The sequence below is a fragment of the Bacillus sp. 2205SS5-2 genome, from assembly GCF_037024155.1.
Lineage (GTDB): Bacteria > Bacillota > Bacilli > Bacillales > Bacillaceae_K > Bacillus_CI.
In genome coordinates, this window is sequence record NZ_JAYKTS010000028.1 from 16,955 (window position 1) to 37,253 (window position 20,299).

The 20,299-nt window shown below is 36.6% G+C and carries 15 protein-coding genes and 2 pseudogenes; 3 read left to right on the top strand and 14 right to left on the bottom strand.

What is annotated here, in order from left to right; translation table 11 throughout:
- Window positions 1–174: 174 nt before the first annotated feature.
- Window positions 175–2,853 (bottom strand): glycosyl hydrolase, encoded by a 2,679-nt coding sequence (locus U8D43_RS16420; protein WP_335872272.1) that lies wholly within the window; start codon window positions 2,851–2,853, stop codon window positions 175–177.
- 1,504 nt (window positions 2,854–4,357) lie between these two features.
- Between U8D43_RS16420 and U8D43_RS16425 the strand changes: the two genes are divergently transcribed.
- Window positions 4,358–4,657 (top strand): hypothetical protein, encoded by a 300-nt coding sequence (locus U8D43_RS16425; protein ID WP_335872273.1) that lies wholly within the window; start codon window positions 4,358–4,360, stop codon window positions 4,655–4,657.
- 252 nt (window positions 4,658–4,909) lie between these two features.
- On the opposite strand, the gene U8D43_RS16430 is transcribed toward U8D43_RS16425, so the two are convergent.
- From U8D43_RS16430 to U8D43_RS16450, 5 genes are all read right to left on the bottom strand, one after another.
- Complete coding sequence (locus U8D43_RS16430) at window positions 4,910–5,461, bottom strand: 2'-5' RNA ligase family protein (RefSeq protein ID WP_335872274.1); 552 nt, start codon at window positions 5,459–5,461, stop codon at window positions 4,910–4,912.
- A 325-nt stretch (window positions 5,462–5,786) separates the two neighbouring features.
- The gene (locus U8D43_RS16435) at window positions 5,787–6,701 is read right to left on the bottom strand and encodes a Gfo/Idh/MocA family protein (RefSeq protein WP_335872275.1); all 915 of its coding nucleotides are present in this window, start codon (window positions 6,699–6,701) and stop codon (window positions 5,787–5,789) included.
- A 358-nt stretch (window positions 6,702–7,059) separates the two neighbouring features.
- Window positions 7,060–8,148 (bottom strand): DUF4030 domain-containing protein, encoded by a 1,089-nt coding sequence (locus U8D43_RS16440; protein WP_335872276.1) that lies wholly within the window; start codon window positions 8,146–8,148, stop codon window positions 7,060–7,062.
- On the bottom strand, window positions 8,132–8,659 hold the full coding sequence (locus tag U8D43_RS16445; RefSeq protein WP_335872277.1) for an RNA polymerase sigma factor: 528 nt from the start codon (window positions 8,657–8,659) through the stop codon (window positions 8,132–8,134). The genes U8D43_RS16440 and U8D43_RS16445 overlap by 17 nt, the downstream gene beginning before the upstream one ends.
- Window positions 8,660–8,979: 320 nt before the next feature.
- On the bottom strand, window positions 8,980–10,896 hold the full coding sequence (locus U8D43_RS16450; protein WP_335872278.1) for a DEAD/DEAH box helicase: 1,917 nt from the start codon (window positions 10,894–10,896) through the stop codon (window positions 8,980–8,982).
- A 263-nt stretch (window positions 10,897–11,159) separates the two neighbouring features.
- Between U8D43_RS16450 and U8D43_RS16455 the strand changes: the two genes are divergently transcribed.
- Both U8D43_RS16455 and U8D43_RS16460 read left to right on the top strand, forming a co-directional pair.
- Window positions 11,160–11,441, top strand: a complete 282-nt coding sequence (locus U8D43_RS16455; protein ID WP_335872279.1) for a hypothetical protein — start codon at window positions 11,160–11,162, stop codon at window positions 11,439–11,441.
- A gap of 81 nt (window positions 11,442–11,522) precedes the next feature.
- The gene (locus U8D43_RS16460; RefSeq protein ID WP_335872280.1) at window positions 11,523–11,918 is read left to right on the top strand and encodes a (deoxy)nucleoside triphosphate pyrophosphohydrolase; all 396 of its coding nucleotides are present in this window, start codon (window positions 11,523–11,525) and stop codon (window positions 11,916–11,918) included.
- Window positions 11,919–12,157: 239 nt separating this feature from the next.
- On the opposite strand, the pseudogene U8D43_RS16465 reads toward U8D43_RS16460, so the two are convergent.
- From U8D43_RS16465 to U8D43_RS16500, 8 genes and pseudogenes are all read right to left on the bottom strand, one after another.
- Window positions 12,158–15,046, bottom strand: a pseudogene (locus tag U8D43_RS16465) (DEAD/DEAH box helicase).
- Window positions 15,047–15,243: 197 nt separating this feature from the next.
- Window positions 15,244–15,501 (bottom strand): annotated as a pseudogene (locus U8D43_RS16470) (DUF2726 domain-containing protein); the annotation flags it as partial.
- 375 nt (window positions 15,502–15,876) lie between these two features.
- The gene (locus U8D43_RS16475; protein WP_335872282.1) at window positions 15,877–16,116 is read right to left on the bottom strand and encodes a hypothetical protein; all 240 of its coding nucleotides are present in this window, start codon (window positions 16,114–16,116) and stop codon (window positions 15,877–15,879) included.
- Between the two features lie 240 nt (window positions 16,117–16,356).
- The gene (locus U8D43_RS16480; RefSeq protein ID WP_335872283.1) at window positions 16,357–16,554 is read right to left on the bottom strand and encodes a hypothetical protein; all 198 of its coding nucleotides are present in this window, start codon (window positions 16,552–16,554) and stop codon (window positions 16,357–16,359) included.
- A gap of 1,047 nt (window positions 16,555–17,601) precedes the next feature.
- On the bottom strand, window positions 17,602–17,856 hold the full coding sequence (locus tag U8D43_RS16485) for a nuclear transport factor 2 family protein (RefSeq protein WP_335872284.1): 255 nt from the start codon (window positions 17,854–17,856) through the stop codon (window positions 17,602–17,604).
- Between the two features lie 146 nt (window positions 17,857–18,002).
- The gene (locus U8D43_RS16490) at window positions 18,003–19,199 is read right to left on the bottom strand and encodes an enolase C-terminal domain-like protein (protein ID WP_335872285.1); all 1,197 of its coding nucleotides are present in this window, start codon (window positions 19,197–19,199) and stop codon (window positions 18,003–18,005) included.
- 88 nt (window positions 19,200–19,287) lie between these two features.
- Window positions 19,288–20,019: an AAA family ATPase gene (locus U8D43_RS16495; RefSeq protein ID WP_335872286.1), complete on the bottom strand. Its 732-nt coding sequence runs from the start codon at window positions 20,017–20,019 to the stop codon at window positions 19,288–19,290.
- Window positions 20,020–20,094: 75 nt separating this feature from the next.
- Window positions 20,095–20,244, bottom strand: a complete 150-nt coding sequence (locus tag U8D43_RS16500) for a hypothetical protein (RefSeq protein WP_335872287.1) — start codon at window positions 20,242–20,244, stop codon at window positions 20,095–20,097.
- Window positions 20,245–20,299 lie beyond the last annotated feature (55 nt).

Sequence of the window (20,299 nt, forward strand, 5' to 3'; positions counted from 1 at the left end):
AGGCTGTTTTCGCAAAGATTGTGGCTTTTCGAATTAGTCCCTATTTCGTGATGTAGAATGATTTCGGGCATCTTTTCGCCTTATTTTTGAGTACCAGAGGGACTGTCCCCCTGGTACTCAAAAAAGGAGGGAATCACGAGGTCTGTCCCGGTGATTCCCTTTCATGGTTATTTATTATTTGGTGAATCTTAGCCAATTTAGGTTTCCGAAATCTGTGGACGGCTCTCCTTTGAATACTAAATATAAATCATGTACGCCAGAAGTATCACTAATTGTACCGGATTTGGTCTCCCATTGTTGCCAGCCTCCAGTATGTGTAATATCAATTTGACCTATGACCGAACCTTCCGGAGAGTCTAGTCTTAATTCCATCGTTCCTCCCATTGTTTGCGAAGCGACTCGTGCTTCAACCCCCGTAGCTCCATCACCAAAATCAACATTTTCAAAAGCGATATAATCTCCATCACTGATCCAACCTACATTCAGTCCACCATCTTCATCACTCGTTGCTTCTGTTGCGATTCCATTCATTAAATCAAAATCCTCTGCTTCTAGTCTTTCAAATGGTTTTGTCGAGGAATCTGGAACTGTTTCTCCATTTCCAGTGTAAAATTGATGCGGTTCAACCGTTACAACTTCTCCATCTGAAAATGTAACTGTTTTCTCTTCATCTGTCATATTATAGACCACATACGTTCTTACCGTATCCTTTTTAAAAACTGCGTAGAATGGGTAATTAGCTGTAATAGTCCGGTCGACTGTTCCAACCGCATTTAGATTATGGATCCAATGATAGGTATTTGCTTTTGAATTTCCTCCTTCCGGTGAAAATTCACTTTGTCGATCGTTAAATTGTTGGATTGCATCTTCAGGATTTTCAATGGCACGGTACATCCAAATAAGGTCTTCCCATACATTCCAATTCGTTCCATTATTTTCTGATACTAACGCTTCATAATTTCTTTTCGTATATTCTGGAAAATGTGCTAAATATAGAGAAGCTCCGGTAATTGGTAACCAGTTAATCCCATGAACTTCCTCTGGATTATTTGTCCACCAAACCGCATCACCAACAGTTTTCCCACCCCAAATCATACTCGCTGTTTCAGGTGTGAAACCAGGATCATGGTTCTCATTATGAACATCAAACCAATATTCATTTATCGCATTCATTTCTGTCGTGTATAAATAGATTCCTAAGTCACGTATCTCTTTATTCCCAGTAGCTTCCCCCCATAGAATAATGCCGGCCCAAGCATTCATCGCTTCAGATGAAGACTCATTATTATTCCCATCGAAGAATTTTGCATGTCCAGAAGCCCAAGAATGTCCAGCGTACATATCAAAGTTCCTCATGAAAGGAAAGCTCTCATCATTCCGATCCCAGTTAGCAATATCTTTAATCAATAATTCGACCATTTGACCCCATCTATCTTGACTTGCCCAGTTTTTGTCTACACGAGCGACTTCAGCAGCAGCTTTAATATAGTAACCATAATGGAAGTGATGGTCATTCATTTCTTCTACAGAACCAAAGCTATCAGGATATCCTAATAACGTTCCCCAATTTTGATTATAGTAAAATAGACTTTTATCCTTTAGGTTTCCATTAGCATCACTAGCAGAAAACCAATCCTCTAACCCTGTAGATATTTCTTGCCTAAACTGATTTGCAGCATCACTATCTCCAACCTGTTCTGCAATTGGTGCTAGTGTAGCAAGTTTACCTAACTGCTTTCCATACCAATACGTATCAGGAGCAGAATTCTCTTCGTTTTGAGCTTCATCGATATAGCTAGCTAGAGTAGATTTATCATATGTTCCTAAATCAGGAAGGGATGGCAGAACCCCGTTAAACACCATACTCGTAGTAAATGATTCTCCTTCTGCTACCTTCATTTCTCCACGAACAGATGGATACGTATAGTCCAATAATGGCTGGTTCGTATTTTTCCATTGATGCGGATAGAGAGCAAATATTGTCCCTTTAGTATCTCCTTCTTTTGCCACTGTTTCTATTGTATAAACTGTCTTAACTTGACTTGTTGCCTCTTCAAATTCCCAATCTACTTTTGTGTCTACAACATGCGAGTAAGCATACTTCTTGAATTTCTCTAATGTTTCAACAGAATTATCCGGAAGTACGGCTATTGAAAAATAATTTTTTCCGTTTAGATTATTGGTTAAACTCTTGGTTCCTATTCCAGACCAAGTGGAACCTTCTGGGCCAAATAAGGCATAATGACTACCTTTCTCTGTCGTGATTCCTAGAACTTTACTATTTTCATCTCCAGACCAAATACTCGGTGGAATGGACGGAAAAGTGATGCTAGGGTTCCCTTCCTCATATGTGGCAAAAACATATGGAGAACCATGACCGTAAGTAACCGACAATGATTTAGAGCCTTCTTTATATTGGTTTGTCACAAACCAGTCGCTGAATTGGTCAACATTTGTACTTTGAAATGAGCTAATTTCTGAATGACCAAGAATGAAATCGTCAATATCATTCATCCACCCCTTAGTAAATCCACCTAACCCTTCAATACTATTACTAGGGTTATAGACTCGAAGACCTTCTGCTTGATTGATCATGGCTAATGGATGCGGATATTGAGCATTAGAGTGTTGTTCCCAAGCTGTAGAACTCCACCAATCGTTTGTAGGCATTGCTCCTGTTACATTATTTGTCTTGTAAATCGTCGGTTGCACATCATTTACACCTGCAGGCTTTATCGTAGAATAGCTACCAGCCCCTAAATTCACTTCTCCAGCGAATGCAGTTACAGTATATGGGATAATGACCCCCGCAGTAAGAATTAAGGTAAGGATTGTTAAAGCAATTTTTTTCATTTTAAATCTCCTCTCCAAAATAGATCGTTTTCCTTTTTTAAGTACTTTGACAATGAAAAAACCTTTATAGATAGACAACTTATTCAGTAAATAGACTTGAAGATATAAAAGCCTGAAGGTTTATTTAAAAAAATCTTAGTCTTAAGATGAAGATTCTCCCCTTCTGAGGGATTACCATCCAAAAGAAGATGTTTAAAAACACCTGTCCTGTCCTCTTCTCTCTCCAGTTATATTAAAATAAGCTCTCTTTTAAATTTCCTTCTACAGCCCCCTTTCAAATCGATCATAATCTTATTTCCTTAAAAAGTTTTTGATGATTTTTATTGCTTATGTTAGTAATCTAACTTTACGGTCTAAGTCAATTCCTTTAATTTATGAGAAAATGGAATTTTTCATATTGGCTTTCACGAGATACACCATCAATTAAGCTGATATCATAATCTTATTTCATTATCGAAACCGGTTTCGATTTAGGCCAAAAATAGAACTTTTCTAACTTTATGTTCTTTCTTCAATGATTGTTAGTAACTATAGACAGGAAAGCCGCACCCCTCTAAGTGATCCAGTACTGTTTGATTGATCGAAACCTCTATAGTGATTGGTTTTTGTACCTGTGCATTGGACCTTATTTCAACCAAATTCCAGTGCGGTTCGGTATTCTGGTGATTTTTCTAGGATTGAGTCGAAATTTTTCTATTGATTAAAGTAACTCCAGCCCCTACCAGATGACCTTAAAATATACGTCACTAATTTGAAAACGTTTTCTTTTTATATTTCTACAAATTTCTTTAAAACCCTTTATGTTTTTTTTTTTTGATAGTTCTACCGATAATTTTAGAGATACTCGATGAAAAAATAAAATGTCAGTCTTGAAATCCGCGACTTTCGCCTACTTAGGAAGAGGTGTATGGAGAATAGGATTGAGGATCAAAAAAATACTATTTTTGCTTCTTCGCTATTTAGTATTTAGTTCAAACAACTATGTAGGTTTCAGAACTCAATCAATTATTCTTGTAACAGGTGGTGAATGCTGAGCGAGCAATTGAACTCATTCCCTTGTCCGGTTTGGTTTTTCGCTTGTTTTAATCAATATGTAGAATCCTGACATTAAGCTAAAATGGTAGCATCAATTGAACCCTAGATAATTGTCTTGTCAACACTAAATAGCGAAGAGCCCTATTTTTTAATAAATAATACAGTCACCAAATAGGTGCGAGGGCCTGTCCCCATTTTTCCAGTATTATCAAATAAGGTACAATATGTACAGTCAAAACTAGTAATTGAAACATACTCTAGTATTGTGTCACTTACGATTTTAAGAAAGGCTGTTATCGCAAAGATTGTGGCTTATCGTATTACCTCCGTTTGCTCGAAATAGCTACACTACGGGTCATCTTTTCGTAGCAAAGGAAAATAGACGTAGAGAAATAACCTATCTTCATACAACAATTCGTCTTAAATCTACAATCAATACGAAGAGAGCCTTAAGAAAAGAGGTGAAATCATGACTCATACAAACAAAATATTAACATGTGATTGCGGTACTAGATCACTTAAAAAACTTGTTAAAGAAAATTTCAAAAAAGGCGATCCAATTGGTGTTACATTTTTGGGCACTGACGTACTTTTAGTTGCAATCGGTGAATTCAGAGAACTCAGTGATGAAGCACTAGTAATCAAAAATATTTTTAATTTACCTGGACAAGACTCAATCAGTTTTATTCCTTTAACTGATTTAAATAGCATTGAGAAATTAGAGAAGTTCCCTGATGACCCTTCCATGTTTACCATACGTCCAAATTAGGCAAGCTTAAAGTATAAGGACGGGTTGAGACCAGTCAAAAAAAGTAGTTTAAAGAATGTGGCGCTTACATTCAATAATATAAAACAATTTGAGGGCAATCATCTACTTTTAGTAGGTGGTCAACCTCTTTTTTCTTTTCGGGGGACAGAGGAACACTTGTCCGATTAAAATCCAAAAAACCTGCAGCCCATATTGACTGCAGGTTAAAAATGGCCAAGAGTACCGATCCCACAGTGCTCGACTACTCATAGGTCAGTCACACAAGGAAATGTCTAGATATTTTTCATACCTTTGCTCTACAATATTTAATTGATAAATTCTAATGAAATTCACAACAAAATCAGGATAGGGTGTTAATTGTTTTTCCGCTAATTCTTCCATAGATTTCAGTTCTATTTTAGAGAGTCCGGTAGAAATATTGCCACCATAATTTTCTTTTCCTAATGTTAAATGAGGGACAAAATCCTCAAGTTCAAAATACTGCTTTATTAATTCTTCTGAAGGAGAAATTTCTTGAACAATTTCCTTATGTAATTCATGTAAATTATGTGAGCTCACACTCAAATATAAAATAGTATCTCCAAAATAAGTTGGTTTTTCTAATGACACTTCAAATGGTTTGAATTTCTGACAAACCCTCTGTATTTTGTCTATCCACTTTTCTTCTTGAGTTAATCCTCCCTGGGCTTTCAATGTTATATGGGGTTCTACACCTAAAAAGGGAATCCACCTTCTTTGAAAATTCTCAATTCGCTCTAAATATTCTTCAGGCGGGACAATGCCAATAAAATACTCTTCCTTCATTCTTCCCCACTCCTTACTCTTGATTTCATGAGAGATCAGCAGACTGTTTATAGGATAGGAACCTTTCCCTAAATCAAACCTGCGCCTCAGCTATCACGGTGATCCTATTGTAATATAGCCCTACTCACTTGAAGCAATGTGAAAAGAAAATCGAATAATGTATACCGATAAAGTACCCATACAATCAATCCGATTTCCTTATTTGTTTGCCCTCCATAATTCCTCTTGAACTCTCTTTTTATAACACCTTTATAAACATGCTCTATTTTTTCCAAAATAGTGCTTCATGGTCGCACAAAAATACATCTGCATTATTAGTGTGCCATTACTTCTTAAGCAATTCTTCAACAAGTAATTGCGACTTTAATCCCTCAACACCATCTACCATTGGCAATACATCCTGTTGAACACAATCAATGAAATGCTGAACGGCATCCTCAAAGCCGCGTTGTTTTAACGTCGTTTCCCACGAAGAAGAAGTAGTCGTCTGTTTGGCATTGTCTTTTTCGATTTCAGTTGTATTCATATTTTTCACCCGGATAATCGCTCCGTCAGTGACCATTTCTATTTGTTCAAGATTCGTTCCAGCTCTTCGATGCATAGCAGTGGTGATGGGAATACCTTGCCCTGATTGATAGTAATGCCGGGAATATAAAAGATGTTTCTCTTCATTTGTTTGTAAAATCCCCGTTTGCAACTTAAGCTCTCCACCAGCCAGCCAACGGGCTGTATCTACTACATGCAGATAATCATCCAACATCGTGAAATGATAAGAATTTGGTCCAATTCTGTCCATCCGATGCTTTTCAATATTAATCCACGCGACACCTTTCGTTTCTTCCTTTAATTTCACGTACATCGGAGCAAACCGTCGATTAAACCCTACCATCAGCTTTCTACCCATTTTTCCACTTAATTCAACTAGTTTCTCCGCATCTGAAATCGTTGCTGCCAAAGGCTTATCAACATAGACATCGATACCTCTAGTAAGCAGCTCCGAAACGACTTCATAATGTGATTCCGTAGAGCTATGGACAAACACCGCATCACATTCTTGTGCCAAAGCGGGTAAGCTTGAAAAGTCATTAATCCGATACTGATTGCAAATCCGCTTCCTTTTCTCTCGATTTGGAGAATAGGCACCCGCAAAGCTCCAATTTGATTCTTTCGAAAGGATAGGCAAATAAGCTTTCTGCGCTATATCTCCAAGTCCAATCATACCAATTCTAGGTTTTATCATCTGGATCATCCTTTATTATGTATGTCTATTTTCGCAAAGGTTGGGTCTTTTCGAATTAAGTGATGGGTGAATGTAGAAAAAATGAACGATTTTCATTCGGAGTTTTTTCTAATAGAAACATACCATTCTAAAAGAGCTTTAGGTATAGAAATTGTCTCTAAAACTACTTCAAATAGTAATGTCCTCCTCTTCATCATAGAATAAAAGACAACAACTGTAAAAAGATTTTCTTAATTTTCGGAAATAGTAGGGAATCATTGAGTTTCTAATCAATCTATAGATTTTACACATCCCTTTTCAGTGCATGGAAATTCCCCTCAATTAAGAAAAGAGTCAGTATAACTGACCCCTGATACCATTAATTTATTTTCTCATGGTCCTTGCTTTGGACGATAATGTCATACGGTTCATCCTTTAAAATAGCAGAGATATCTTCAGTTTTAAGAAGATCAATAATCATAGATTCAATACGAGCTCCAAGCATTTTAGCTGCCGGATCAGAGCTTAGAATCGAGGTCATTATTGTTATGTGAAATGGATCGTATTTATGACTTACCCCAGTCACCTTAAATTCCTTCTTCGACAAAAGCCCTTCTGTGATAGCAGAGATAATTAGAGATCTTTCATCCTGTTTTGTTACCTCTACTCTTACTCTAGTAGCAATACTGGAATAGCCACTATAGTTATTGATATTGGCAACGTCTATCGCCACCCTTTCCACATCCTCATTAATTGATTCGTAGTATTCATCTGGCCCCACAATATTAATAAATATGGTCTTTTCTGTTGGATCGGCTTGCACCCTATCAAATTGATAGCCCTCTTGTTTGAGCTCCATTGTCACAGCATCTTCAAGTAGATTTTTTTCTTTTAATTCTTCCTCATTAAGGACATCTTCACTTTTAGGTTCAAATTGATGAACATTTACCGAATAGGCATCATAGCCTTTTTCTTTTAAAACTCCCTTTATGCTCTTCTCGATGTCCCCTTTCACTTCATGATAATATTCATCTGAACCCTCGACAGCCACGTCAATCATTTTCTTAGGATAATAGCTAACTCCTGCAGAAGCAGTGGTATATCCTTTTTCATCAAGCTCATCATTTATTAATTTTAGGATTGATTTGGATTGAAATACGGTACCTAAATAGGGAATATTCCCCATGACATTCGCCATTGCAGGTGATACAAAAGCCGATCCAATTAGAAGACCGATAAATATCATAAAGCCCATACAAATGGAAGATATCTTACTAATTGAACCCATTCTTTTGTATCGAGAAAACAAGTTGGGCTTATTTCTCATTTGCTTTTGGGACTCTATTTTTTCAATATTTGTCAAAACACGATTTTTAACTTCCATTTTTTTCAAACCATTCCATTTGATATGTTCTTCCAATTTTGTTAGGGACTGATCGGCAAAATCGTCATTAAAATGTTTTGGCATCCAAGAAGCCCTCCTTTATCAATTGTTTTTTTAACATCGGAATCGCCCGGTACATCGTCGATTTCACCTTACTCTCAGACCAACCTAAAATCTTAGCCGTATCCTCAATTGAAAAACCCTTGATTTTCCTTAAAATAATGACCTTTCGATAATGATCTTTGATTTCACTTAATGCTTGATATAGTTCAGCAGAATTCTCTTGGATTCTGATCATTTCTTCCGGCAACGGATTAGGGTCTTTTTGCGATACAAATATTTCTTTCATGAGCATCCTAGGCTTACGTTTTCTTATAAAATCAACCGTTACATTATGCGCTATACTAAATAACCATGTTTTGTCACTGGAATGACGCTTAAATGAGTCATAGTTCTGATAGGATTTTACAAATGTATCATGGGTCAGATCTTCTGCTTGATGATAATCCTTCACCATCAATAAAATAAAGGTTAAAATCGATTGACTATGTAGATCATACCAATCAGCAATTATTTCTTTTCTGGTTTCCGACAATTGTATCCCCCTCTCATTTTTTGATAGTCACTACTTAGACGCATTATCAAGAGAAAAGTTCTGATTTATTCCCGATTTTTTCACTTTTTTTAGAATGTATTAGACGTGATAGAACAGAATCATATACAAATATCCCAATGACTCATTGAAATAAATGAGCCACTGGGATAGAACAGAGGAAAAGGTCCTGGAACCATTTTTATCTTTTGCACCATTTATGGATATTGACAAGCGCAAAATGGAATATAGGAACAAATTTGTTACACATCCATTTAAAAAAGGGGACAAGGTGCATGTGTCACCTTGTCCCCCTTAAACCCTTAAGTCCCTTGTCTCTTTTTAATTTTTTCACTATGTTCGATTTCGTTTTTCTCAGCAATAATCTTCTCAAAATAATTCGTATATTCCGACTGCCCTGAATAAGAAAGGCAGAGATACTCCTTTGCCCTGGTCATGCCAATATATAATAGTGATGCTTCTCTCTCTTTTTCTTCCTCTAATGAAAACGGCATATTATCGACATTCACAATGAAAACCGCTTGAAAGTCTAGTCCTTTGCTGCTATCGATCGTACTAATACTGACAAACTCGTCCGTGCGATTATAAGAACGCTTCGATTCGCTATTTTCCGTAAGCCAGTAAAATGGAATATCTTCCTTCCCAAGCGCCCGCTGCAGGACGGTCACATAATTCATCTTATAAGACTTTTTAATCCGGTATAGAATCAGCATTTCCGAATACGGAATTTTCTTTTCTATATGTAGTTTTTTTATCTGTTTACTGACTAAAGTAGCTTCTTTTAAAAAAGTATCAGTCTTCACAATCGCAGGTTCATGCCCTTTTCGTTTCGTACTTTGCGGTGAAATGATTTCCCCCATCTGTTCATGTAGGGCAACTTTCGACTTGAGCAATGAATGATTCTGATAAAATTGCCAAGCAAAATTCACAATTTGCTGCGTGTTTCGATAATTGATACTCAACACCTTGGAACGCCCTTGAAAACTAAGGCCAGTGTCCTGGACATACGATCGTTTTCGTTTATAGATCGATTGTGCACGATCCTCAACCAGCAATAGCGATTTCGTTTCAGGATTCAACAACTTACTAACAAGGACCAACCATTCCGCCTCAAAATCCTGTCCTTCATCAATCAAAATGGCATCATACATCGGTAAAATCGCCTCACCGTTATCCAACTTCTCCACGATGGTAGGAATTTGCTTCTCGGATATCTTTAAGTCATGCTTTAACCATGCATGAAAATTAAACACCGATACATGATGGCTCATCTTGTCACCATCCTCCGCAATATCGAATAAATTATCCGGCTCATTCATCATCTGATCGATCATTTGTTGAATGCCGCGAGCCAAAGAAATATTGTAGCAAAGAATCAGTACTTTCCAGTCCGGTCTTTCCTTCGTCAGAAGTTTCGCCCGACTAGCTAAAATAAGGGTTTTTCCGCTCCCAGCGACTCCACGGATTAACCGATTCTTATCTCCAAGCTGCTTCGCTAAATTCTCCTGATGCAAGTCCATTGCTTTTATATCATGAAGCGAAAGCAATAATTGATCCTGATAAGGTACTTTTTGCTTAAACTCCGCAGAAATGCGTACCTCTGGAAACAAATGATAGCGAATCGTATCAATTTCATTTTTCGTCAACGGCTCACGTAAACGATAAGGAACCACAAACATATTCAAGATCTTTTCCAGCAAATTCTCTTCAGTAAATGCCTCATGCTCTGGATCAATCTCATCTCTCGTAAAACAAAGATGAGGCTCGACAATGGAATATAAACCTTCTTTTATAAAATAGTCCTGCTTTAAACGTGTGAACACCACACCATGTCCATATGGAAACTTTAATTGCGAAGCGTATTTCCCCTCTAGTTGGATCAGGTTTTTATCTTTTTTTAGCACATCAACTAAATGAAACGTATTGTCACGTGCTTGCTTTAACGGGGACTTCGTTAACATCTGCTCCCCGTTTGTATTCACAATCGTCCACGTTTCATGATTCAAGCTCATCAACGTAGACTGCGTATAATCTTTGATCTCAAGTACAACTAAGCCTAAATCAGGACCAATAATCACAAAATCAGGTCGCTTCCCGCGAATCTCTGGCTCGTAATACACGATATAATCATCCGGTAAATAGGTCTTTAACGTTCGAAATAATAATCGTTCACCCGCAGTAGCCGATGTGCGAATCGTCTCAGGTACAGTATAAGCCACACTACCACTCCATCACATATTGTCATTATCATCCATTATACTATAAAAATAGTTAAAATTCGGTAAAAACATATAATGCACTTTACCTACACATCTACTGAAAAGCTACCATTGAGCAATAGGTTACATGTCGATATCTAGAAAGCTGTTTTCTAAAGGATGGAATATGGTAAAATTCAGTAGAAAGAAATTCAAACCAATGGAGGTAGCAAAGTATGCAATTACTAGAATAGGAAAAAGACGATATTCAAGGAACCGTTGATATGCTAGATGAGTTGATCGTCGCAAACACGTTAATAGAGGCATTCCTCCATAACAAAGATGTGGATACGATTAAAACCAACGATCCCATAAACCTATGTAAAATAAAATTAATGGGAGAATATCACGGAATCCTAATCCGGGACTTTCAAGAAGAATTAGAAGATGCCGAAATGTATTTACTCACATGGGATAGCGAAGCTTCTGACGGTGGAGAAATGGTAAAAATCAATGAATTTGTCCTGGAGAAGATTGCTCGGGGAACTTTGTTTACCGGTGAGTGAGAAAGTTCTTAAATGAAAAGGAACCACCCATCAATACATACGATTTGAATTTTATGAATGAATTTGATTATGGAGGAAACAATGAAAAAAACCATTCAAGTAGTCGCAGCCATAATAGAAAACGACAAAAAGGAAATCCTCTGTGCACTAAGATCACCACACATGTCGATCCCAAATCAATGGGAGTTTCCTGGTGGAAAAGTAGAGAAAAGTGAAGACTTATACTCCGCATTGGTACGGGAAATTCAAGAAGAATTAGGATGCACAATTGAACCGATTGATTTATTTAACGACATCGTCCATGAGTATGATACCTTTATTATTAATCTCATTGCTATTAAATGCTGGTTACAGGATGGCACACCAGTAGCAAACGAACATTCTAGTCTTATTTGGTTAAAAAGGGAGAATCTTAGCTCGTTAAAATGGGCTCCGGCTGATATTCCTGCGGTTGAGCAGTTAATGAATGAAAAATAGACTTCTTTGAGTAGGAGGCCACTGAAAAAGTGCTCACTTTGAACAATTAGCAGGTATTTTCATCAACATACAGTAAATAAAAGGAGTTAACTATCTACATATAGTAGGTAATTAACTCCTATTTTCCTTTAATTACACTTTTTCAGTGCCCTCCTGAGTAGAAGTCTTTTTTTCTAATCTTAAATAAATGAATACTACCCTTAATTAACTGTATTGCATCTTTCATTTTGTTTAAACAATTAATTTTCAGTCAAATAATGATAAAGATGATGTTCAATTGGATCATTTAGATGTAAATTCATTGTCACAACCGGAATTTTTTTACCATTTTTATCTAACATAGAAGATTGCTCTATACTTTCCTGGTCTGGTTTTGCCATTCCTAAATAATAAAATTCTGTCCCCTCGTCATCATCCTTTTTCACAAAAACATGAAGATCTCTTCCTTCTTTTTCACAGTCAATAATCTTACGTACTTCCTTAGATTCCAGCGTTCGGTTACTACGTGTATACCATTTTAGTACTTCTTGATTCAAAAATTCGTCTCCGTAATTAACACTGGACTCTACTTCTTCCCCTTTATGATAAGTGACAAATATGGGGCGGGTTCCATGCTTCGGCTTATAGCCATACATTGTCGAGCTCTCGTCATTCTCCCAATTTAACAGTTTGCAAACATCCTTCCTTGAATACTTCTGAAAGGGAGTTAATGGTCGACTACTATTGTATCTCTTTGCCTTTTCCTCAGCTGTCTTGAGCAAGTCTACCACCAAGAGGCGAAAATACGGCTTTTGTAAAAGGGCTTGTACTACTTCCTCATTCAACATGTACTTCTCGCTGTCCACACTTATCAAAGGCTTCTCGCCGTATTTTTTACGAACGGATTGTGAAAAAAAAGATAATTCTACAATTCTTTGAACAGATGCTAATGTCTCTTTCCCAAATTGGCAATTGTTTTGTTCAAGAGAACGAATATATTCTTCTTTTTGCACTCTCCTGTTGTCTAGTAACAACTGCATTAAGATTAGCTCATGTCTTCTTTTGCCGTTTAAGACTTCTTGTGAAAGCATCGTTAATACATACTGCTCATAATCGCTTAAATCTGGAACGTCTTCCTTTACCTTTTTCAGAAACGTGTAGTAATTCCCATGTTCTTTAACGATGATTTCTGGATCCAGCGAATGTTGTTCAATATAATCATAGAGAAATGGAACTCGGCCAATTCGATTTTTTAATTCCTGATAGGTATCTCGTAAAATCTTTAGAGAGCTTAGTTTGCTATCATTAATTGCGTTGAAAATTTGTTTCTTTGCAATCTCCTCAAAATTAATAGTTGAGACTCCTTTAATATAACTCGTATCTTTGGTTTTTCGACGAATATTATCCTTGTTCTGTGATCTATCTCCTGAAAGAGCAACGGGAATTAGATAGTTATTTTTATAATTCCCAATGAAATCAATCACCGTAACATAATCTTTGGTTTTATTTTTACGCAGACCACGTCCAAGCTGTTGAATAAAAATGATACTTGATTGTGTCTGCCTCAGCATGACGACCTGGTTGACACTAGGGATATCAATTCCTTCATTAAAAATATCGACGGTTAAAATATAATCCAACTTTCCATCTTCCAACTGATCCACTCGCGATAGCCGTTCTTCTTGAGTATTGTCACCAGTCAAAGCGACTGTGTTCAATCCTTTTTTATTTAATTCAAGTGACAATTTCTTAGCCTCATCTTTCCGACTACAAAACATAAGACCACGAACTTTTTCACCAGAATAGCCATAGTAATTGACCTTCTCTAGAATATGGTCCACTCTCTCCTCGGTAACAAGTTTAGACAGCTCCACCGCATCATCAATGAGTTTTCCATCTATTTCAAATTCCTTTACTCCAAAGTAGTGAAACGGACAAAGCATATCTTCTTCTAATGCTTCTTGTAGCCGAATTTCATAGGCAATATTATAGTCAAATAGTTCATAAACATTAAAATCATCCGTCCGTTCCGGTGTCGCCGTCATCCCCATCATAACTTCTGGAGTAAAATAGTTGATCACCCTTTGATACGAATTAGCTCCAGCTCGGTGGACCTCATCAACAAGAATATAATCAAAATCAGTCGGATCGAATGACGAGAGTACGGCTTCTTTTGATAATGTTTGAATAGTAGTAAATAAATACCGTCTATCCGTTTGCTTCGAATTCCCTGACAGGATCCCAAAATCCTCTTCGACACCACCAAGCAATTTAAGATAGTCTGATTTAGCCTTTTGTAAAATCTGTTCTCGATGCACTATAAATAACATACGTTTTGGTTTTACCCTTCTAACATCGAAAGCAGATAGGAATGTTTTACCTGTACCGGTAGCTGAAATAACAAGCCCTTTTGTTTTCCCCGCATCACGTACAGCTTGTATACTTTCCAAAGCAGAAGTCTGCATCATATTTGGCTGAATTTCAAGCGCATCTTTAATAGAGTTCGCCTGATAATCTTCAGGAAATTCCACAATTTTGTTCATCTCATGTTTAAGAGTATTTTCAGTGTACACTTTTTCATATTCATCGATCCAACCTGAACTTAAAACAAGAGACTGCCCCCAAACATCATCAAACTGATCGAAAAAATTAGAAATAATCTCCCCGTTCTCATGTGAAGTTAATTTCACATTCCATTCATAGTTCAGTTTCAGCGCGTGTGCCGTTAAATTCGAACTTCCAACGATAAGAGAATAATGATCCTTCTGTTTAAAAATATAACCCTTTGAATGAAACCCTTTTAAGTTGGTTATTCGAACATCTAGATTTTTAATCTTTAACAACTCTCTAAATACCTTAGGCTGATTAAATTGCAGAAAGGTAGAAGTCAGGATTCTTCCCTTAACCCCTTTATTCTATAAGTCCCATAAATGTGATTTTAGTGTAGCAAGACCACTCTCCGTTATAAATGCAACTGAGAAAAAGAAATCCTCACAATGATCCAATTCCTCTAGAAGTGGCGTTAAGATATCTTCATTTTGTCTATAATTATTTACAAGTAGCCTAGGTTGATAATTTCCTGTTCGTGTATGCTTACGATCTACAAATCCTTTATATAAAGATTCCTTTAAGCTTTCAATAATACTCATGTAATCAGCACCAATCATTAAATTCATATGTAAATATTGTAAAACGAAATGCGTCGATTGTCTATGACTCCCTAGTTGGTATGTTGGTTACGTCATTCTTTGAGGAGAAAGGATAGTACCTCATTCCTTTCCTCCAGCCGATGTATAAATATGAACTGATTACTCCCCACACGCAATACTAACTATTAATTATAAAACTAAGAAGGATTATCCTTACTAACTAACTTTAACTTCTCCCTCAACCGTACCTCTTCCCCACTCCCAGTCGTCTTCATTCTGATAATTGGAATCTCATACTTTTTCAGTATTTCATCCTTCATAACATCCCGTTTCATCTGATTCGGATTATTTTCATGATAAGCATGTCCATCGACTTCTACAATCAACACAGGCAGTTTATCTAGTCTATTAAAGATGACGAAATCAGCGTGAGTGAGAATGTTCATGGCATAAGTTGCCTCTTCTTTCGATAGCTTTGATCGGTAGTCTTAAAGGCAGAGTACCAGAGGGACTGTCCCCCTGGTACTCTAATTCTATAGTTCTTTTTAACTCTTTTAAAACGCCAAGCATCTCGGTACAGTTCGACAATACTGCGCTTAGCTATCCAGCTTAGATTTCGTTCAACTTTTGAGTCGCCATCATAACAAGAGGAAATATCCCCCGTTCTCCGATCCACTATTTTCTAAGAACTATAATCCCATTTGCTTATTCAAATGCTTTTACTAACTATATAACACTGGTACCTTGACCAGTTTCTGAATTATTTATAAATATTTGGTGGGCCGAGGAGCCTGTTCCCCTGTCCCTGGTACCATTACAGGAATCTCTCCCTATTCTTTTTGTAGTTCTTTTTTCTCCATTATGACTAGCAAAATAAATTTGATAATAGCCCAAAAAGAAAAAAATAATAACAAGAAAAATAAAAACCAAACCTGAGTATAATTTGGACCGTCCCCAATCGGTCCAACCTTTGGTTTATAACCATTATAGACAATGATACTCCCCCAAATAATAAAACTAACTGCGAATAAGATGTATAAATATTTCCCTTTCGTCCCTAGTTTCCCCATATTCACCTCTCCTCAACAGGTGCCTGTCGCTCCTCGAAATTTCTTGTTTCACAGCAATGTTTCACGGCTCATCATCTAATTAATCATAGATGAATTTTTCATTGAGTGATTGACCTTTTTGCTATTTGACCCCAACTCTTAAGAAAAAGGGACTGTCCCTTTTTCCCTCCCCAATAAACCTTGGAGATTGATTTTCCTTCTTAAACTCTTATTTCCCTATTAATAGTCCAATATACGAGCTTAAACATGACACAAACATAAACGAAAATGAAAAAAGAGCATTAGGGTAATTAAAGTCAGCGCAGTTAAAACACCCGAATTAATAAACATGGCCGCAATCACATGATCGGCACTTCCTGCAAGAGCCTTAATGAGTTTCGTCGTGATAACACGATGGGAGAACTCTCGATACACCTCTAAAAATTGTTGTTTATTCACTTTTTTCACCTCAGTCCAAACGATAAAGAATGGACCAAGTCAACAGTCAATAAAAAAGTTTAATGATTATTCCACTAACTCAGAACCGGGAAAGGTTACTCGTTTGCTGGTGACTTAGCTTAAAAAAACTATCCAAAAAACAGTGGTTTTTGGATAGTTTTTAATTTAAATTCTGTAATTGAAAAAGTCATTCTGAGTAAAAGGGATACTCATTAAAAGTTTTAAAAAATAGTTTGTGTCCCTGGGGGGGTTAATCCGATATTTTCTTATTAGCATCGCTTACCCAATTGATTCTTCTGTTATCGATTTTTTCTAGTAATATTTACTATCTTGCTAGCTAAGCAGATGGTTTTGTTTTGATGACGATTGCCCTTCACTTTTATAGGTTATCTGACTGACCCTACTAAATAGCTTTAATTTCTCTGATATGCGAACATATAGGTTCCAATTTTAATTGCGTGTCCTCAAATACGGCTTGAGTTGACGCTTTATTAATAAGTTAGCAGGAACAAGCTGGCTATCTCAAAGAAACTGATGAACTCTCCGCCGCGCACTCTTAAACTGAATCTGCTTAACCGTCCCCTTAATATCTATCTTTTCATTTTCACAACACCAATTCGATTTAGGAACACTTTTTTTTACAGATGGAGCAAAAATCAGCTTATTTCATGTAAACGCATTTGTCACAAGAATAATGACTATATGATTGACGAATACCAACTCTCAAAATCTCAGTAATTAAGTGAGATTTTGAGATTTTTTTAAAGTTTCTTATATTTTACCATTTATATGCACTTAAGTATGATATAACCGTAAATTAAATTATAAGATTCGACATCTTCTGATTAGTTGCGGTCGGCGCAGATGATTAAGTCATAGTCACAGCAAGATACATTTTCCCATTCTGTGTGATAACACAAATCATGGTTATAACAACAAATATCAATGGTATTTATGGCATAACCTCCACCATACTGTCCGCGTTCTCCACATCCTATTCCACAGTGATTATAATCCTTGTCAATCACATCATTATAAAAACAGTAGTCAAAAAGTCCTTGTGATGCTATCGTATTGTCTGGAAAATTTAAATTCTTCGACATGGGGGTAAAATGTAAATTCAGTAATGTTCAAGATCCCTGACCGATGAGATACGATATCATCCTCCTTAGTTGTAATTTGTCCAACGGGGCTGACAAATGAAAGGTCATCACTGATAAGTCTATCGAGATTTTCTACATCCCCATTTACCCCAGCCTTCCGTAATCTTTCTTCATATTCATAGATAATAATTTCTTCCACCTTCACATCACTCCCTATGTAAATTATTTAATAGTATCTCTCACTTTTGTCTCCTGTTTTGCTAGTGCCAAGCGCAAGAAGGGAGGTAAAAAACAGGTTCGTTTCCCCCTCCGTTTAACAACTCCGGGATGGTACTTGCCCCAAATTTATGGTCTCGCAGAAGTTCCATCAGGTAAACGTGACAATGTCCATGTTGGTAATTGGTCAAGACTTGGATATTTTGTAGCAAGTTCCTCGTTAATATCTATTCCTAATCCTGGTTTTTCATTTGGATACACATAACCATTTTTCACTTCAGGAGTTCCCGGGAAAACCTCTAAAAGCTCTTCGCTAAATGGATTTAACTCTTGAATCCCAAAATTTGTTGCAGAAATGTCCAGATGAACATGAGCCGCATGTCCTACTGGCGACACATCACCTGGGCCATGCCAAGCTGTCCTCACACCAAATGCTTCAGCTAAGGAAATCATCTTCAGAGCAGGCGTAATGCCTCCAATTTGACTAATATGTATACGAATAAAATCGATTAAATTTTCCTTAATAAGCGGAATCCACTCATTTGGATTATTAAACAATTCACCAACGGCTAAAGGAATGGAAGATTGACTTCTTAAATACTTAAACCAATCCATCTGTTCTGGTGATAACGCATCCTCCAAATAGAAGAGTTTAAACGGTTCTAGGTCCTTAGCAAAATTCACTGCATCAATCGGAGCAAGTCTTTCATGAACATCATGTAATAATTCAATCTCATATCCTACACTGCCACGAATATGATCAAACATAGAAACAACATCTCTCATATAAACTTTCGGATTATAGTAGGCACCGTTTAGGGCTCCTTCAGGCTTGACCATCTCTTGATTTTCGCCCCCATAAAGTCCCATTTGGCAACGAATATAGCGATATCCTTGCTCCTTAAACTTCAAAACATTCGATTCAACTTCCTGCTTGTCTTTCCCATCAGCATGGATATAAACAGCAGCCCCTTCTCTACTTTTTCCTCCAAACAATTGGTACAGTGGTAACCCCGCAATTTTACCCTTAATATCCCAAAGTGCCATATCAATTCCAGACAAAGCATTATTCAATACGGGTCCATTTCTCCAATAGGCACTCACCATGGAAGTATTCCAAATATCCTCAATACGATGAACATCTTTACCAATTAAAAATGGCTTTAAATAGTCTTCAATTGCTGAAAAAACGGCCTTAGATCGTTGTGTAAAAGTAGCACACCCTAAACCAAACAAGCCTGGTTCTGACGTTTCAATTTTCACAACAACCAAATCGATTCCTTCTGGTGCGGTAATAATGGTTTTGACATTTCTTATTTTAATCACTAGACATTCTCCTTAATCTTTAAACCGTTCTATTTCTTCAAAAAAAGACGGAAGTAATAAACACAGAATGTTAAAATTCACACAACACTCAGGTCTTGACTGAAATTCTCTTAAATAGGTATATTTTCTTCGTTAAATTTGCTATAATTTCTGAACGCTTATAGTCCAATGAGGTTACAGGGTCGTCAAAAAGAACTGTATTTAAATCTTTACGCATAGTTAAATCAGCAGAGAATTCAGCCATTGCTACAGATTTTTGTTCACCTTCGCTCATAATTTGAGATACCTTATACTCCTCAGAAGAAACAAATTTTTTTCTTAAAGCTTCCCCCTTTTTAGGAATAAACCTTAGATCAATATTTGATACTTTAAGTTCCTTAGCAAAACGTTCAAATGTTTCAAAATACTCAGCTTGAACAATTTGTTGAAAAGCCTCAGATTGTTTTTGGGTTAAGGAATTTGCGGAAAATCCCCCTTTCGCTTTACTGTATTCTTCAATTGTCTTCTGAATATCAAACCATCTTACAAAGGAGTTCTGTGAAGAATGAAGTTTTTCATTCTTTTTTAATGTTTCTCTTACCTCCTTAAGGGAAGCTATAATTTTACCAGCTTCTGAACTCGTTTTCTTTAAGTTTTCTACTCTACTATCTAATACATCTAATTCCTGATTAATTTCTTCAATAACATCGGTTAAATTCAAATACACCTGATCAGTACTATTTTGTTTAGAGTTAAGAAGGGAGCTAAACAATTCTTTATTGCGGTTGACAATTTGAAGAGCCGATTTAATTCTCCCTAAAAACTTCTCACTTTCAAACAAGGCGGCCTCCTCTTCAGAAAAATTAATCGATATATTATTTGTATCGTGTTTGAGAATTTCTCTCTCAATTGAGATTTATAATCCCTTTTTACTATGAGCAGCATGTTTAAAATTGGCTTCAACAACATTCACACTCGATGAATCAAGTAATTGGCTATAAAAAATACAAGACTCCCCTTCAAGAACATGATCATGATTAATGGATTTATAATACTTCTTGCCCATCTTAATGAACTCTAACCAATCATCATTTACCTCTTCAAGAAAAGACACACTTTTT

Bases quoted from the DNA above. Each gene is read 5' to 3' on its own strand.
- U8D43_RS16420 (WP_335872272.1), bottom strand. From the start codon at position 2,853: ATGAAAAAAATTGCTTTAACAATCCTTACCTTAATTCTTACTGCGGGG.
- U8D43_RS16425 (WP_335872273.1), top strand. From the start codon at position 4,358: ATGACTCATACAAACAAAATATTAACATGTGATTGCGGTACTAGATCA.
- U8D43_RS16430 (WP_335872274.1), bottom strand. From the start codon at position 5,461: ATGAAGGAAGAGTATTTTATTGGCATTGTCCCGCCTGAAGAATATTTA.
- U8D43_RS16435 (WP_335872275.1), bottom strand. From the start codon at position 6,701: ATGATAAAACCTAGAATTGGTATGATTGGACTTGGAGATATAGCGCAG.
- U8D43_RS16440 (WP_335872276.1), bottom strand. From the start codon at position 8,148: ATGCCAAAACATTTTAATGACGATTTTGCCGATCAGTCCCTAACAAAA.
- U8D43_RS16455 (WP_335872279.1), top strand. From the start codon at position 11,160: ATGCTAGATGAGTTGATCGTCGCAAACACGTTAATAGAGGCATTCCTC.
- U8D43_RS16460 (WP_335872280.1), top strand. From the start codon at position 11,523: ATGAAAAAAACCATTCAAGTAGTCGCAGCCATAATAGAAAACGACAAA.
- U8D43_RS16475 (WP_335872282.1), bottom strand. From the start codon at position 16,116: ATGGGGAAACTAGGGACGAAAGGGAAATATTTATACATCTTATTCGCA.
- U8D43_RS16500 (WP_335872287.1), bottom strand. From the start codon at position 20,244: ATGGGCAAGAAGTATTATAAATCCATTAATCATGATCATGTTCTTGAA.